This is a genomic window from Caballeronia sp. INML1 (assembly GCF_023631085.1).
Taxonomy (GTDB): domain Bacteria; phylum Pseudomonadota; class Gammaproteobacteria; order Burkholderiales; family Burkholderiaceae; genus Caballeronia; species Caballeronia turbans.
Genome location: NZ_JALQDT010000018.1, coordinates 13,147 through 28,855 on the forward strand (window position 1 = coordinate 13,147; position 15,709 = coordinate 28,855).

A 15,709-nucleotide genomic window follows, 5' to 3' on the forward strand; every position below is an offset into this window, starting at 1 on the left:
TCCGCTCTAAGCCCGCTTCTCGAACACGACACTGAAGTTATTGGCCGGCATCGCGACGGTCTCCACGAGCGTCAAGCCGGCCTCTTCTCCGAGTGCTGCGACCGCTTCCAGGTCGCGCACGCCCCAACGCGGGTCTCGCGCGCGCAGTTGCTGATCGAACGCTTCATTGCTCGGCGCGGTATGCGCACCGTTACGCCGATACGGCCCGTACAGGTACAGGACGCCCCCCGCCGACAGTCTCGCGCCGGCGCAGCGAAAGAGCGACTCGGCGGCCTCCCACGGCGCAATGTGGATCATGTTGATGCATACGATCGCCGCCACGTGCCCGATGCCCCAATCGTCATTCAGCACGTCGAGCGCAAGCGGCGCGTTCAGGTTCGCGAGCCCTGCGTGGGCACGCCAGGCGGCGATGGAATCGCGCGCTTCCGCATCGGGATCGCTCGGCTGCCAGACAATGCCCGGCAGCGCCGCCGCGCAATGCGCGGCGTGCTGCCCGGTGCCGCTCGCGATCTCCAGCACGACGCCGCTTCGCGGCAGCACGCGCTCGAGCACCGATAGAATCGCATCGCGATTGCGTTCGGCAGCGGGCGCGCGGCGACGCACGGCGGTGTCGGAATGTGCAGTGTCGCCCGGGCCGGATGATGCCTGATTCATATGCGATGGCACTTCGCGTGCGTAGAGTGAAAGTCATATCGAGCCTAACGGGACGCGCGAATAAGCGTCAAGCAGCGCGCTCCCGAGGCACAAAGGCGCACCGACATGGCGCGATTCGTGCTGCCGCTTCGGGCCACGCGCCCGCGCGGAAAGCGCGGCCTGCAAGCAAACCTGTGTATGCTCCCGGTTGATCCCGCGTCCGCATTCGCATTTTGCATGCATGTGTGTTGCATTCCTAATGCCAGATTGAATGCATTCGACGTGCATTCGAAATGCAGACGCGATGCGACACGCGCCGAACGCATCCCGACGAACTCAGTCCCGCGCAGCGACGCGATCGAAATGGAGTGATCCATGCAGCACGACCAGAACCGGAACCCGACGCAGCAATCGAACGACGGCCCCGACGACGACATGATCGCGTTCGCGAGCGAAGTGTTCGATGTCGCCCGCCGTGGCGATGCGCTTATGCTCGACGCGCTGCTGAACAAGGGCTTGCCGCCCAATCTGCGCAACGACAAGGGCGACAGCCTCGTGATGCTAGCGAGCTACCACGGCCATGCGAACGCGGTGCGCGTGCTGCTCGAGCACCATGCCGACGCGAACCTGCGCAACGATAACGGCCAGACGCCGATCGCGGGCGCCGCGTTCAAGGGCTTCAGGGAGGTGATCGAAACGCTGCTCGAATACGGCGCGGATGTCGAGGGCGCATCGCCCGACGGACGCACGGCGCTGATGATCGCGGCGATGTTCAACCGCGTGGAGATCGTCGAACTGCTGATTGCGCGCGGCGCTGACCCGGATGCGCGTGATGCGGGTGGTTTCTCGGCCCGGGACGCCGCCGAAAAGATGGGCGCGCCCGACACTGCGGCACGACTTGCAAGGGCAGCGGATGAGCGCAGTCGAGCGCCCGACGCATGAAGACATTCGACCGGCATGATGTTCATTGCATGCATTATTCAGTCCGCTGAACGAGCGACGCCTCGCGCACGTCGAATCGATCTGACCACCACCGATCCAACAACGAACCAGACAAGCAGGTGACCCGGAACCATGGAGCTTTTGCGATGACAGGCGGTATCTCGCATCGGGGTGATGCGTCGCCGATCAGCTACCACGCGCCCGCGCGAGCGTGTCGGGCAGACAGCGCCTTCGGTGCCGCCGCGCGGCTGATATCCGGCGTGGCTGCGCTCATCGTCGCCATTGCGCGCATGTTGCGCGCGCTGCGTCTCACTGCAAGCCTTCCGGTCGCCGCCGCGCTCGCGCTCTCCGCATGCGGGCTGATGCCCAAGCAAGTGCCCGCGCCGATCGTCGAGCATTCGTATATTCCGGCGCCCGAGGAAGCCGGCTCCGGCGAGCCCGAAGAGCCCTTGCCCGCCGTGCAGGCGCCGGAGCCGGCGTCCACGGTGAAGCCAGCGCCGGCCCCGAAGCCGAAGCGCCGCGTCGTCAAGCCGAAGCCACCCGAGCCGGCCGTTGCGCCGCCGCCGGAACCGCCTGAGCCGCCGCCTCCGCCGCAGATCATTTCGACGCGCATCATGCAGCACGATCAGCTGCACGGCCTGCTCGATGCCGAGGTGCAGCGCCCCGAAGGCAAGGTCGTCGGCCGCGCGGTGGACATGTATATCGACGGATCCGCGAAGCCGAAGCTCCTGATGGTGAATCTGGCAGGCTTCCTCGGTGTCGGCGACCGCAAGGTGAATTTTCCGTGGACGGCATTTCGCTTCACGCCGAACTCGAAGACCGCGCCGATCACCCTCGTGCCGCCCCCGCCGCCGGCGAAGGGCAAACCGGCCGATCCGGTGCCGAAGCCGCAGCCCATCGCGGAGGCGCCGGCGAATTTCACGCAGCTCGTCGATTCGACGGTGTCGCAGAAAAATGGCGCGCGCATCGGGCGTGTGGTGGACGTGCTCGTCGATGCTCAGGCGCAGCCCCAGGCACTCGTGCTCGATCTGTCCAGCTCGCTCGCGGGCGACAAGCGGCATGTCGCGGCCAACTGGGGCGACCTGCATGTGCTCTCGCGCAACAAGCAATGGCAACTGCAGATGGATTTCAACGACGCGCAACTGAAGGCCGCGCCGACCTACGCGCCCGAGCAGCCGATCAAGATCGTGTCGCCCGTCGTGCCCGCGCCTGCGCCTGCGCCTGCGCCGGCAACGGCTGCGAGCGCGGCGCCGGCGCCGGCTTCGTCGGGCACGGCCGGCGCGTCCGGCGCGGCGCCGGCGCAGGCTTCGGGCGCGCGCCCGGCCAGATAACGGATAACGACATCGAGAACCGATTCACAACATGGTAATTGCACGCAGTCTGCGCGCGCTCGACTGGCTGAACTTCTTCGTCGCCAACGTGCAGACCGGCTTCGGCCCTTTCATTGCTTCGTACCTCGCGGCCAACAAATGGACGCAGGGCGAGATCGGCCTGATGCTCTCCGTCGGCACGATCAGCGCGATGGCGAGCCAGTTGCCGGCAGGCGCGCTCGTCGATGCGATGCGCAACAAGAAATTCGCCGCGCTCTCCGCGATCATCGCGATCATCGTGAGCGCGCTTTTGCTCGCTGCGAGCCCGACCTTCGTCCCCGTGTTCGCCGCCGAAGTGCTGCACGGCTTCGCGAGCTGCATGCTCGTTCCGGCGATGGCGGCGATCTCGCTCGCCCTCGTCTCGCGGGCCGATCTCGGCGACCGGCTTGGCCGCAATGCGCGCTGGGCGTCGATCGGCAGCGCGCTCACCGCCGCGTTGATGGGCGCGTTCGGCGAGTATCTGTCGCTGCGCTCGGTGTTCTTCCTCACCGCCGCGCTCGCCTTTCCGGCGATCATCGCGCTGCGCATGATTCATTACGATGCGCCGCCTGACGTGCCGCGCGCACCGGCCGGCAAACCCAGGCTCACGCCCGAGGGTGAAGAGCGCGAATCCTTGCGCGAGTTGCTGAAGGACAAGCGCCTGTTGATTTTTGCGGCGTGCGTGGTGCTTTTTCATCTGTCGAACGCGGCGATGCTGAATCTCGCCGCCGGCGAAGTGACCGCGCACATGGGCGACAACGTTCAACTCGTGATCGCGGCGTGCATCATCGTGCCGCAGTTCATCGTTGCGGCGTTATCGCCCTGGGTCGGACGACAGGCGCAGATATGGGGCCGCCGGCCGGTGCTGATTCTCGGGTTCTGCGCATTGCCGGTACGGGCGATTCTGTTCGCGGGCGTGAGCAGCCCGTATCTGCTCGTGCCGGTGCAGATGCTCGACGGCATCAGCGCGGCTGTGTTCGGCGTGATGCTGCCGCTCATTGCGGCGGATGTCGCGGGCGGGCGCGGGCACTACAACTTGACGATCGGCTTCTTCGGCCTTGCGGCGGGCGTCGGGGCAACGCTTTCGACGGCTGCGGCGGGGTTTGCTGCCGATCGCTTCGGTACTGCGATGAGCTTCTTCGGACTCGCCGGGGCGGGCGCGCTTGCGGTGTTGATGGTCTGGCTTGCGATGCCGGAGACGCGGACTGCGCAGGTGGTGGCGAAGGATGAGGCGAAACCCTCGGTGGGGGTTTAGGGCCTCGGCGTCGGCGTCGGCCTCGGCGTCTGCCTCGGCCTGGGTTGCCGGATCCCGTTTTCTTTTTGGTTTATTAGCGTTGCCCCTATGCGGGGCGGCAGTCACTTTCTTTGCTGCTGCAAAGAAAGTAACCAAAGAAAGCAGCTCCACACGCCCGCGGTCACACGCAGTTTGGCCACGCGTGCCAGGTGACCGTGGGCTGCCTAAGTGTCGCCCTCAAAGATTTAACCGGGCTTGGATCGCGCACGGTCCGCCACCTCACGCCACACAACAAACTGGTTCAGCACCAAATGGCTCCAGCCCGCTTCGCGGCCGTTGGGTCAATCGGGTCTGCCCGTACTCTTTTTGCTAACGGCTCTATCTCGCTGCATTGGTAATTCGTTGGTTTCCGTTGCAAACCCTGCGGCAGCGCGTAGCGCTGTGCCGGCGCTGTTTCGTGCTGAACCAGCGCGTTTGAACAACTAGCTTGTCAGACCGTGTGCGATCCAAGCGCGGTTGGACCTATGAGGGCGACACTTAGGCAGCCCACGATCGGCTGACAAGCATGGCCAAACTGCGTGTGACCGCGGGCCTAACGAGCTGCTTTCTTTGGTTACTTTCTTTGCAGCAGCAAAGAAAGTGACTGCCGCCCCGCACAGGGGCAGTGCTAATAAACCAATAACAAAACGGGATCCGGCGAAAAAAAAATCACCTCAACACCCCCAGCCCTTCGAGCAGAGTGGGAATCAACTCACTCACCGTAGGATGGATATGCATAGCCCGCTGCAACGTAGTAAAAGGCGCATCCGCATTCATGATATCGATGAACGTATGAATAACCTCATCCCCTTCGATCCCGTAAATCGCCGCACCTAGAAACCGCTGCGTGCGCGCATCGACGAGTGCTTTCATGAAGCCATCGGTTTCACCGCGCTCGCGTGCGCGCCCCACGCGTGACATCGGCATGGTCGCGATGAGCGCCTCGCGGCCGTCCTTGCGCACTTCTTCCTCGCTCATCCCCACCCGCGCGAACGGCGGATCGACGAACACCGCATAAGCCATGATGCGCGTGTCGACACTTCGCGACTCCCCATCGAGCAAATTCGAAGCGATGATCTCGTAGTCGTTCCAGGACGTATGCGTGAACGCGCCGCGCCCGTTTACATCGCCGAGCGCGTACACGCCTTCCACTTTGGTGCGCAACTGCCCGTCCACGTCGATCATGCCGTGCCTGTTTACCGCGATGCCCGCCTGCGTCAGGCCGAGATCGTCGGTGTTCGGCGTGCGTCCGGTCGCGAAAAGCAGATGCGAGGCGTCGATGGTTTCATCGCCGCACACGATGCGCACGCCACCCGCCGACGGCTCCACGCGCCCGATCTGCGCGCCGAACCGAAACGCGACGCCTTCGCGCGCGAGCACGCCCTGCATCGCGCGCGCTACGTCCTCATCCTCGCGCGTCAGAATGCGCTCGCCGCGCACGAGCAAGGTCACGCGGCTGCCGAAGCGCCGGAACATCTGCCCGAACTCGAGCGCGATATAGCTCGCCCCGACGATGACGAGATGCTCGGGCACTTCCGTCAGCTCGAGAATCGTGGAATTGGTCAGATACGGCACGCGTTCGAGCCCGTCGATCTCCGGCACGGCCGCGCGCGTGCCCGTGTTGATGAAGACGAGATCGGCGCCGATGTCCTGCGTCGAGCCGTCGGCCGCTTCGATGGACAGTGCGTGCGGCCCCGTGAAGCGTGCATGTCCCTTGAACACCGTGACATTCTCCGTCCCGCGCAGCCACGCTTCGATGCCCGTGCGCGAGCCGCCGATCACCTCGTCCTTTCGCGCCTTCACGCGCGCCATGTCGATGGTGATATCGCCGCCGATCATCACGCCATACTGCGCCGCCGTGCGCGCGACATGCGCCGCCCGCGCGCTCGCGACATAAGTCTTGGTCGGCGTGCAGCCGACATTTACGCAAGTCCCGCCGAACAGATGCCGCTCGATCACCGCGGTGCGCTTGCCGCTTTGCGCGAGCCGCACGGCAAGCGGGGAGCCGCCCTGCCCCGTGCCGATGACGACCGCATCGAAGTGCTGTGCCATGCTGGATTCTCCGTGCGAATGAAGCAGATGACGAATCGCGATGCCGGAATCGAAATGCATCTTACGCGCAAGTCGTCGGGCAGGCAGCGACCCTGCCCGAAGCGTCTTTCCGGCCACGGGCATGGCGCGTGCTGCCCTCGAAGCGACCGACGCGCGTCACGGCGCGCGTTTCGCTCAACCCTCAGCACCCAAAGCCCAAAGGCATTCATGATCGAGACGATCTGGTTTCTGGTCGTCGGTGGCGTGCTCATTTTCATGGGCCTCGCCAGTTCGACGTTCAAGCGCCTGCCGATCAGCACCGCGATGTTCTATCTCGCGATCGGCTTCGCAATCGGGCCCGGCGCGGCCAATCTGCTGACGCTCGACCTTGCGAACGATGCAACCGTTCTGAGGCGCATCACCGAAGTCGCGATGCTCGTTTCGCTTTTTGCGATCGGCCTGCGGCTGCGCCTGCCGCCCACCGACCGCATCTGGATTCTGCCGATCCGGCTCGGCTTCGTCGCGATGGTGCTCACGGTCGCGATCCTCACGCTCTTCGCCGCCTATGCGCTCGGGCTCAACTGGGGACCGGCGCTGCTGCTCGCCGCGATGCTCGCCCCGACCGACCCCGTGCTCGCTCACGACGTACAGGTGGAAGCGCCCGGCGACATCGATCTGCTGCGCTTCTCGCTGACGGGCGAAGGCGGCCTCAACGACGGCATCGCGCTGCCCTTCGCCCTGCTCGGCATCGCGGTGTGCAATTTCGGGGCGACTTCCAACGAGGCGTCGATCTGGAGCTTCGCGTTGCAGGCGATGTGGGGCATTACAGGCGCGCTCGTGATCGGATGGCTGCTCGGTGCCTTGTCCGTGCGCGGCGTCGCCTATCTGCGCACGCGCCACGGCGAGGCGCTCGGGCCGGAGGGTTTCTATGCGCTCGGGTTGATCGCGTTGTCGTACGGCGTCGCCGAGTTGCTGCATACCTACGCGTTTCTGGCGGTCTTTGCCGCCGGTCTCTCGATGCGCCGTGTCGAACAGAAAGAAAGCGGCGGCAAGTCCGCGCGCCAGGCGGTCGGCAACATCGACGCGGAGGACGTCGGCGCCGCGGCCTCCGATCCGGAGCGCGCGCACGCGTTCATGGCCGAGCGCGTGCACGGTTTCACGATCGAACTGGAACGCATCGCCGAAGTGGCCGTCATGCTGATGGTCGGCGCCGTGCTAGCGACGATGTGGCGCGACCTGTTCACGTGGAAGGCGGCTGCACTCATCGTCGCGCTCTTCTTCGTGTTGCGGCCTGCCGCGGTCGAGGCATCGCTCATCGGCTCACATGCGACGGGCGTGCAAAGGCGGCTCATGAGCTGGTTCGGCATACGCGGGGTCGGCTCGTTTTATTATTTGCTCTATGCGCTCGAACATGCGCCGCGCGACGTGGCCGCGCCGCTCGTGCCGTACGTCATCGCGACGATCGCTGCGTCGGTGATCGTGCATGGCATCACCGCTACCCCGCTCATGAACCGTTATCAGCGCGCGCGCTCGGCTGAATGAGCGTGGCAACTCATCCCTCGAGGACCGATCAGGCGTGAAGCATCTGATTTTTTTCTGCGGCCATGCCGGCACGGGCAAGACGACGCTCGCCAGGCAGCTTTTTGCGCCGCTCATGCAGGCGACCGGCGAACCCTTCTGCCTGCTCGACAAGGACACGCTCTACGGCCCCTACAGCGCAGCGGCGATCGGCGCCCTGACCGGCGACCCGCACGATCGGGACAGTCCGCTTTTCATCGAGCATTTTCGCGATCCGGAGTATCGCTGTCTCATCAACACCGCCGCTGAAAATCTCGCGCTCGGCGTGAGTGTGGCGATCGTCGCGCCGCTAACGCGCGAGGTGCGCAGCAAACGTCTCTTCGATCGGGCATGGCTCGGCATCGGTGAGGACGTAACCATTCGCGTCGTCTGGGTGCATGTCGATGAAAACGTGGCGCACCAGCGCATCGTCGCGCGTGGCGATCCGAACGATGCATACAAGCTCGCGCATTGGGAAGAGTATCGTCAGCGGCTTTTCGTGCCGGACGCGGCGCTCGCGCAGACGCTCGTCATGTTCGACAACACCGCGCCGTCCGATCAGGCGCGCGACGCATTGCTCGCACGCCTGGTCGCCGCGTCATGAAGTTCAGGCAGCCGCCAGTTGCCGCGTCGTCGCCACCGCGTTTGCGCCTTCGTACAGCTTGCCGAAGCGGTTGTTCAGAAACGCGTCGAGCGGCACCTGCTCCTGACGCAGGAAGCCGCTTTGCGGCAGCACGCCTTCACGGAAGAGATCGAGTTCGGCGCAGATCGCGCCAGCGGTCGTGATCTGAATCGCGCTCATCGGCGAGCCGCATACGTCCTTCGCGAAAATCTTGCGCGTGAAGACGTCCTGCACGAGTTGCCCGCGGCGCATGCCCGTCACCGTGACGAAGATCAATACGACATCCTGCGTCGTCGCAGGCACCGCGCGCTTGAGCATCGTCTTGAGACCGTCGCGGTCGGTCGACATGCGCAGATCGTCGAGCAGGAATTTCATCAGGTCGCGATGCCCCGGATAGCGCACCGACTTATAGTCGAGCGTCTCGACCTTCCCCGCGAGCGTCTCACACAGCGTGCCGAGTCCGCCTGACGTATTGAACGCTTCGTACTCGATGCCGTCGAGCGAGAAATGTTCGACACCTTCGAGCGGCTGCACCCATTGCGTGCGTCCTTCGCGGATCGCCTCGCATGGCTGGCAATACTCGTTGATGAGACCGTCGATGCTCCAGGTCAGGTTGTACTTCAGCGCGTTGGTGGGAAACTCCGGCAACGCGCCGACGCGCATCTTCACTTCGCGCACGTCGTCGAGACGCTTCGCCAGATCATGCGCGACGATGCCGATAAAACCCGGCGCGAGACCGCATTGCGGCATGAACGCGAGTTCCGAATCGTCGGCGATCGCTCGGATCGCATGGGTCGCGCGCACATCCTCGGTCAGATCGAAATAATGCACGCCCGCCGCTTTCGCCGCCGACGCGACGTTGATCGCAAGGTAATACGGCAGCGCGTTGACGAGCGCATCGAAGCCGATCAATGCCTGGCGCAGCGCGGGCGTATCGGCGGAATCGACGCGGCGCGTCGGGATGCCTTGCGCATCGAGCAGCGCGAGTGCATGGTCGTCACGATCGAATGCGACGACGTCGAAGTCCCCCGTTTCACGCAGCAAATGGGCAATGCTTTGACCGATCAATCCGGCGCCGACGAGGGCCACTTTCATTTTCATCTCCTTTATCTGTGCGGATGGCGGGCGATCCGATGCCCTTCTTCACACAGTTTAGGAGCGCGCGAATACTGATCCTAGACGCAAAATGATGCGCATCGACGATGCTTTTCGTCGTTTCGACGATCGAACGCTGCGATATGCAGCGCCTGCGCTCAACCGGCGCGATCGATCTTCCGCGCGAGGATGATCGAGGTCGTGGTCCGCTCGACGCCTTCCAGCGCACCGATTTCGTCGAGCAGGTCGTTCAGCCGGTCGGGCGAATCGGCGCGCAGCCACGCGACGTAATCGAACTCGCCGCTCACCGCGCAAAGCAACTGAATCTCAGGCATGCGTGCAAAGCGCTTCTGCAGATCGCGCCCGTACTTCGGCATGAGCTTGATGCCGACATACGCCTGAATGCTCGCATCGAGCACGTCCTGCCCGAGCCGGACGCCGTAGCCCGCGATCACGTTGTTCTTCTCGAGCCGCGCAATGCGCGCGATCACCGTCGTGCGCGCGACGCCCAGTTGCCGCGCCAGATTCGCGACGCTCTCGCGCGCGTTCATCTGCAAGAGCGCGACGAGATTGCGGTCGATGTCGTCGAGCTGATCGAGGCGCGGCGGTCTCATGGGGGCGTCTCCGTAGGCATTCTGCGTTTTGAGTTATGTGTCTTGAATGCGATATGGCATTCGGCGTTTTGTGTTCTGCATTATCGCCGAGACGTCGTGGAAGGCACGCCGTTCAGACGCCGAGCTTCGTCACCATGAATTCCACGAAGCTCGCGAGCTTGGGCGTCGCGCGCGTGTCGCGCGGATAGACGAGATGCACGGGCGACGGCCTCGGCAGGCAATCCTGCAGGACGGCTACGAGCGCGCCGCTTTTCAACTCGTCTTCGACGAGCGCATGGGGCTGAAGCACGAGACCGAACCCCGCGAGCGCCGCCTTTTTGAGCGCTTGCCCATTGTTCGCGCGAAAGCGTGCCGACTGCGTGCGATGCGCGTGCATGGCCTCGTTCTCGCCTTCGAGCCGCCAGCCCGCCTCGCGGCCCAGATGCACGAAACCGAGGCACTCGTGACTCGCGAGATCGGCCGGCGACGCGGGTGTGCCCGCGCGTGCGAGATAGGCGGGCGATGCGCACACCGTCATCGCATACGGCTTGAGCGGACGCGCGACGAAGCTGGAATCGGCGAGCGTGCCGATGCGCACGGCCGCATCGAAGCCCTCCTCGACGATATCGACCATGCGGTTGGTCAGGTCGAGCTCGACGCTGATCTGCGTGAATGCCGCGAGAAACTCGGTGACGGCGGGCGTGACGAACTGCACGCCGTACGTGAGCGGCACGGTCACGCGCAGTACGCCGCGCGGCGTCGCGCTCATCGATTCGGCGAGCGCATCGGCCGCATCCACTTCCGTCAGAATGCGGCGGCAGCGTTCGTAGTATTCCCGGCCGATCTCCGTGAGGCTTTGACGCCGCGTCGTGCGCACGAGAAGCCGCGCATCGAGCCGCGCTTCCAGCGCCTGCAGATGTTTGCCGGCCATCGGCGCGGAGATCGAAAAGCGCTCGGCCGCGGCGCTCAGGCTTCCTGCCTCGACGATGGCGACGAAGACCCGCATGCTCAACAAGGTATCCACTGCGTATATTTCCAGAGACGTATCGAATGTAAGCAGTTGTGGCAATGCGGGCGAAGCCGCATGCAATCGTGATACTAATATCCGCCGATGGCGTGCTCATCGCGTTGCCTTTCAACGCAGCTTACGAAGCACGCCGCTTCCCATATCGATCGAAGGTAACCCGAATGAAAAGAACACTTGTTGCATTGGCCGCTTTCTGCGCATTGAGCCCGGTATTCGCGCAGTCGTCGGCGCCCGCCGCGGCATCGGCACCGGCCGTGCAGACCGCGGCATCCGCTCCGGCCGCCAGCAAGCGCGAGGCGCGCGTCGAAGAGCGTATCGCGGATCTGCATTCGAGCCTCAAGATCACGCCGCAGCAGGAAGGACAATGGTCGAAATTCGCCGACGTGATGCGCGACAACGGCCGCACGATGGCGGATCTGTATCGCCAGCGCATCGCGCAGCGCGACACCATGTCCGCGCTCGACGACATGAAGCAATACGAGCAGATCACGCAAGCGAACGCGGACGGCACGAAGCGCCTCGTCGAGGCTTTCGAGCCGCTTTACGCGAGCCTTTCGCCCGAGCAGAAGAAACTCGCCGATGCGAGCTTCCGCGACGAGCACGGCAAGTCGAAGCACAGCCGCGGGCATCATCGCCCGCATGCGGCGGGTGCGGACGCAGCATCGACGACCAAGCCCTGAACGCTCGGCGCACCGGAAAGCCCGCATCGCGCGATGCGGGCTTTTTTTCGTCCGCCGGGTGCAAAATGGCGCGAATGCCGTTACGATCCCGCTCCGCCACCGTCACTCCGGATCGCATCATGCTCCATCTGTCCCAACTCGATCTCGCCACCGACCCCGCCGCGCGCCGCGTCGTGAAAGACGAAGCCGTCGCCGTCGAATTCGCGGCTGCAGCGGGCGAACTCATGAGCCTCGAAGGCCCGAACCGCTATGCGAAGGACGATGCGATCGTCACCGGCAGCAGCGGCGAGCGCTGGGTCGTGTCGCGCGAGCGCTTCGATGCCAAGTACGTGCCCGAAGGCGGCATCGCGCACGGCGAGGCGGGCACGTATCGCAACCGTCCGGGCGTCGTGCTCGCGAAAGAGATGCAGGAGGCCTTCTCGATCGCGCGATCCGCGGCCGGCGACATCCTCACCGGCGACGCCGGCGACTGGGTCATGCAGTACGCGCCGGGCGACTATGGCGTCGTAAAAGCGGCGCGCTTCGCCAAGGTCTATCGCGACGCTTAAGCGAAGTCTTCGCCCATCTCGATGTCCACTTCACGCGGCACGGTCTGGCCGTCCGCGTACATCTCTTCGAGCGATCCGAGCGTCGCTTCCACGTAGGCGCGCAGCACCGCGTAGCTGCGCGCGTGCATGCGCGGCGGCAGCGCGCGATAACGCGCGAGCGCGGCCGGATCGAAGCGAACGTCGATCGTGATGCGCCGCGCGCTCGACCCAAAGCGCATCGCCACGTAGTGAATCAGGAGCGAGGTGCGGCCCGCGTCTTCCTTGCGTTCGGCGAATTGCGTCTGCTCGGGAAAGAGATCGCAGATCACGTGCGCGAGCATGTCGATGTCCGCGCTCGGACAGTCGTATTGATAGTCGTCCATTCGATATCGAAATCCGGTTGAAGCGCCGGCTCAGGCGCGCTCAGGCGACCCGAGCGGCGACGCGCCGATAGTAGCGCACGAGCGCCACCGCGACGATCACGCCGAGCACGAGATACACGGCGTCTGCGGCGATGAGCGGCACGAGGCGCGCCTGAAAAAGCGCGGCAGGCAAGCCGACGAGCGCGTGCGCAGCCACGAGAAACACGAGTGCGTGACGCGAGCGCTCGCGCAGCATCTGCCACATCAGCGCGGAAAAGCCGAGTTGCAATACGAAGGCGCTCGCGCGTTCGACGACGAAGATGCCCGCCGACACCGGCGACAAGCTCATCAACACCAGATGAATGCGTGCGAGCGCGTCGAGCGGCGCGCCCGCGAAGTGCGAGTCGAGCGTGCCCTGATTCGCGAGCATCGCATAGACGATCCATTGGACCTGCACGAGCACGCCGACGATCCACGCTTCCGCCCCGCCGTGCCCGATGCCGTAGCCGAGCGCGGGCCCGTGCCGGTCGAGCGCGCCCGGCTCGCGTGAAATGAGCCATTTCATCGCGAGAAAGCGTCCGACTTCCTCGCATAAGCCCGCGGCGATCGCGCCGTAGATGACGAATATCGCGGGATTCGCGAGCCAGGCCGACGTCACCGGATTGCTTAACATGAAGCCGTGCAGCGCGCGTTCGATCACCATCGCGAAGAGCGCGAAGACCGCGATGCCGAGAATCGCCTCGCGCGGCAAAATACCGAAACGCGGCCGCACTTTCATGTACAGCACGATGGGCATCGCCGCGATGATGAGCGTCGCGAGCGCGAGGCTCAGCAACGTCGAAACACTGACCATTCAGATTCCTTGTGATGCCTGTTGCGTTTCGCGTGTCGTGGATGCGCGCACGACGAGTTCGCCCGGCAGCAGGCATTCGCGCGCGGGCATCGTGGCGCCGCCGAGCCGTTCGTGGAGAAACTCGACCGCACGCCGGCCGATATCGTACGTCGGCTGGCGCACGGTCGTCATGCCGGCGAGTTGCGCCCATTCGGAGTCGTCGATCGACATCAGCGCGACGCGTGCCTGCCAGTCGGCGCCATGACGCTCCTTCAGATGCACCGCGACGCGCAGCGCAACCGGCCCGTTCGCTGCAAAAAGCGCGACGCGCCTGCCCGCCGCTTTCGCCGCCGCGACGCGCGAATCGAGTTCCGCAAGCGCGGGCGATGCATCGGCGAGATCGATCACGAGCGTCGAGCCGCTTGCATCGAGCGCGGCGACGGTTTCGCGAAACGCGGCTTCGCGCAGGCGCCGCGAACTCACGTGAGTGACGGGCTGCACGATGAACAGCAGCTCGTCGAAACCTTCATCGACGAGATGACGCGTGGCGAGCTGCACGGCGGCGGGATTGTCGAGCCCGACCATGTCGGTGATGAAGCCGTCCACGAAACGATCGACGAGCACGACCGGAATGCCGCCTTGCGCGAAGCCCTGCAGCAGTTCTTCCTTCACGCCGAGCGCATTGACGATCACGCCTTCCACGCGATACGTCGTCAGCAGTTGCAAATAGCGCCGCTCCATGTCGATCTCGTTGGCCGCGTGACAGATGAGCGGCATGTAGCCGAGCGCGTGGCACGCGGCCTCGACGCCCTGAAGCACTTCGACGGAATATGGATTGGTGAGATCGGCGAGCAGCATGCCGATCAGGCGATTGCGGCCGCGCTTCAGGCCGCGCGCCATCTGGTTCGGCCGATAGTCGAGCTTCGCGATGGCCGCCTCGATGCGCTCGCGCAAGTCGGGCGACAGCACCCCCATCTCGCCGTTCAGATAGCGCGAAATGCTGGTCTTGCCCGTGCCGGCTTCGCGGGCGACATCGGTGATCGTCGTGCGGCGCGCGCCGAACGCGGCCGGGCGGTTTGTCAATGTGGGATCGTCGGACATAGTGGTCGTGGGCGCGCGCATCGCCGTGAAGCGGGACGCGACGCCGTCATTATCGTTCTCCTCGCATCGCGCATGTTAGCGCATGCCCGCGCGACCCCACGCTTTCAGCGCGCAAGCGCGTCGCGATTGACGATGTTCCGGGTGAGCGTGCCGTCCAGTGCGCCGATGAGGTTCTCGGCGGCGTTGCGCGCCATCGCGTGACGCGTTTCGTGCGTGGCCGAGCCGATGTGCGGCAGCGCGACGACGTTCTTCATCGCGAGCAGCGGCGAATCGACGGGCAGCGGCTCCTGTTCGAACACGTCGAGGCCCGCGCCCCGAATCGTGCCGTTCTTCAGCGCTTCGATGAGCGCGGTTTCGTCGACGGTCGGCCCGCGCGATGCGTTGATCAGAATCGCGCTGCGCTTCATCTTCTTCAGCTCGTTCGCGCCGATGAGACCGCGCGTCTCGGGCGTGAGCGGCACTTGCAGGCAGACGAAGTCGGATTGCGCGAGGAGTTCGTCGAGCCCGACGCGCTTCGCGCCGAATTCCCTTTCCGCCTGCTCGTTCGCGCTGCGGTTCGTGTAGAGGACGTTCATGCGAAAGCCGAGCGCCGCGCGCCGCGCGACTGCTCCGCCGATGCGTCCGAGACCCACGATGCCCAGTGTCTTGCCCTGGACGTCCACGCCGAAGCACGCCTCGCCGATGCTCGAGGTCCAGTGGCCTTCCTTTACCCATTCAGCCAGTTCGACGACGCGGCGCGCGCTTGCGAGGATCAGTGCGAAGACGGTGTCGGCGGTGGATTCGGTGAGCACGTCGGGCGTGTGCGTGAGCACGATGCCGCGACGCGTGAGGTCATCGACGTCGAATTGATCGAAGCCTACGGAGATGGTCGAAAACGCTTTCAGGTGTTTGGCGCCTTCGATCATGTCGGAGGAGATTTTCACGCTCGCGCCGATGGCACCGTCGGCATTCTGCAGTGCTGCGACAAAGGCCGCGTGGTCTTTTGGATCGACGTGTGCCACGTCGGCGTGCTCGCGGAGGTAGGCTTCGACGTCGCTCGGCAAGGGTTTGTAAGCTACGATTTTTTTCGTCATGGTGGGGTAAGG

The 15,709-nt window shown here is 64.7% G+C and carries 16 protein-coding genes; 7 read left to right on the plus strand and 9 right to left on the minus strand.

Annotated features, from left to right (window positions below):
- Positions 1-6 precede the first annotated feature (6 nt).
- Positions 7-654 (minus strand): DUF938 domain-containing protein, encoded by a 648-nt coding sequence (locus NCR38_RS07045; RefSeq protein ID WP_061121733.1) that lies wholly within the window; start codon positions 652-654, stop codon positions 7-9.
- Between the two features lie 414 nt (positions 655-1,068).
- On the opposite strand from NCR38_RS07045, the gene NCR38_RS07050 reads away from it, so the two are divergent.
- The 3 genes from NCR38_RS07050 to NCR38_RS07060 all read left to right on the plus strand — a co-directional run bounded on the left by NCR38_RS07050 (position 1,069) and on the right by NCR38_RS07060 (position 4,179).
- Entirely contained in the window at positions 1,069-1,575 is a 507-nt protein-coding gene (locus NCR38_RS07050) for an ankyrin repeat domain-containing protein (protein ID WP_409219266.1), read from the plus strand.
- 146 nt (positions 1,576-1,721) lie between these two features.
- Positions 1,722-2,906, plus strand: coding sequence for a hypothetical protein (locus tag NCR38_RS07055; RefSeq protein ID WP_250476677.1), 1,185 nt, complete (start codon positions 1,722-1,724; stop codon positions 2,904-2,906).
- Positions 2,907-2,937: 31 nt separating this feature from the next.
- Complete coding sequence (locus NCR38_RS07060; protein ID WP_061121737.1) at positions 2,938-4,179, plus strand: MFS transporter; 1,242 nt, start codon at positions 2,938-2,940, stop codon at positions 4,177-4,179.
- Positions 4,180-4,866: 687 nt separating this feature from the next.
- On the opposite strand, the gene NCR38_RS07065 is transcribed toward NCR38_RS07060, so the two are convergent.
- Entirely contained in the window at positions 4,867-6,249 is a 1,383-nt protein-coding gene (locus NCR38_RS07065; protein WP_061121742.1) for an FAD-containing oxidoreductase, read from the minus strand.
- Positions 6,250-6,456: 207 nt separating this feature from the next.
- Between NCR38_RS07065 and NCR38_RS07070 the strand changes: the two genes are divergently transcribed.
- Complete coding sequence (locus NCR38_RS07070) at positions 6,457-7,770, plus strand: sodium:proton antiporter (protein WP_061121738.1); 1,314 nt, start codon at positions 6,457-6,459, stop codon at positions 7,768-7,770.
- 34 nt (positions 7,771-7,804) lie between these two features.
- Positions 7,805-8,389, plus strand: a complete 585-nt coding sequence (locus NCR38_RS07075; RefSeq protein ID WP_061121739.1) for an ATP-binding protein — start codon at positions 7,805-7,807, stop codon at positions 8,387-8,389.
- A gap of 3 nt (positions 8,390-8,392) precedes the next feature.
- Here NCR38_RS07075 and NCR38_RS07080 read toward each other — a convergent pair whose 3' ends face one another.
- The 3 genes from NCR38_RS07080 to NCR38_RS07090 form a co-directional block, all read right to left on the minus strand.
- A complete protein-coding gene (locus tag NCR38_RS07080) occupies positions 8,393-9,502 on the minus strand; it encodes a saccharopine dehydrogenase family protein (protein ID WP_061121743.1) in 1,110 nt (369 codons plus the stop codon).
- Positions 9,503-9,660: 158 nt separating this feature from the next.
- Entirely contained in the window at positions 9,661-10,116 is a 456-nt protein-coding gene (locus NCR38_RS07085; RefSeq protein WP_045450664.1) for an Lrp/AsnC family transcriptional regulator, read from the minus strand.
- Positions 10,117-10,228: 112 nt separating this feature from the next.
- Entirely contained in the window at positions 10,229-11,119 is an 891-nt protein-coding gene (locus NCR38_RS07090; protein WP_061121740.1) for a LysR family transcriptional regulator, read from the minus strand.
- Positions 11,120-11,283: 164 nt separating this feature from the next.
- Here NCR38_RS07090 and NCR38_RS07095 point away from each other — a divergent pair, with 164 nt between their 5' ends.
- Both NCR38_RS07095 and NCR38_RS07100 read left to right on the plus strand, forming a co-directional pair.
- On the plus strand, positions 11,284-11,802 hold the full coding sequence (locus NCR38_RS07095) for a Spy/CpxP family protein refolding chaperone (RefSeq protein WP_061121744.1): 519 nt from the start codon (positions 11,284-11,286) through the stop codon (positions 11,800-11,802).
- A gap of 119 nt (positions 11,803-11,921) precedes the next feature.
- Positions 11,922-12,350 (plus strand): PGDYG domain-containing protein, encoded by a 429-nt coding sequence (locus NCR38_RS07100; protein ID WP_061121540.1) that lies wholly within the window; start codon positions 11,922-11,924, stop codon positions 12,348-12,350.
- Here NCR38_RS07100 and NCR38_RS07105 read toward each other — a convergent pair.
- The 4 genes from NCR38_RS07105 to NCR38_RS07120 all read right to left on the minus strand — a co-directional run bounded on the left by NCR38_RS07105 (position 12,347) and on the right by NCR38_RS07120 (position 15,697).
- A complete protein-coding gene (locus NCR38_RS07105; RefSeq protein ID WP_250476678.1) occupies positions 12,347-12,712 on the minus strand; it encodes a DUF3022 domain-containing protein in 366 nt (121 codons plus the stop codon). The two genes, NCR38_RS07100 and NCR38_RS07105, sit on opposite strands and share 4 nt — an antisense overlap.
- A 40-nt stretch (positions 12,713-12,752) precedes the next feature.
- Complete coding sequence (locus tag NCR38_RS07110) at positions 12,753-13,544, minus strand: YhfC family intramembrane metalloprotease (RefSeq protein ID WP_250476679.1); 792 nt, start codon at positions 13,542-13,544, stop codon at positions 12,753-12,755.
- Positions 13,545-14,624, minus strand: a complete 1,080-nt coding sequence (locus tag NCR38_RS07115; protein WP_250476680.1) for a LacI family DNA-binding transcriptional regulator — start codon at positions 14,622-14,624, stop codon at positions 13,545-13,547.
- A gap of 104 nt (positions 14,625-14,728) precedes the next feature.
- The gene (locus tag NCR38_RS07120) at positions 14,729-15,697 is read right to left on the minus strand and encodes a D-glycerate dehydrogenase (RefSeq protein WP_061121508.1); all 969 of its coding nucleotides are present in this window, start codon (positions 15,695-15,697) and stop codon (positions 14,729-14,731) included.
- Positions 15,698-15,709: the final 12 nt, after the last annotated feature.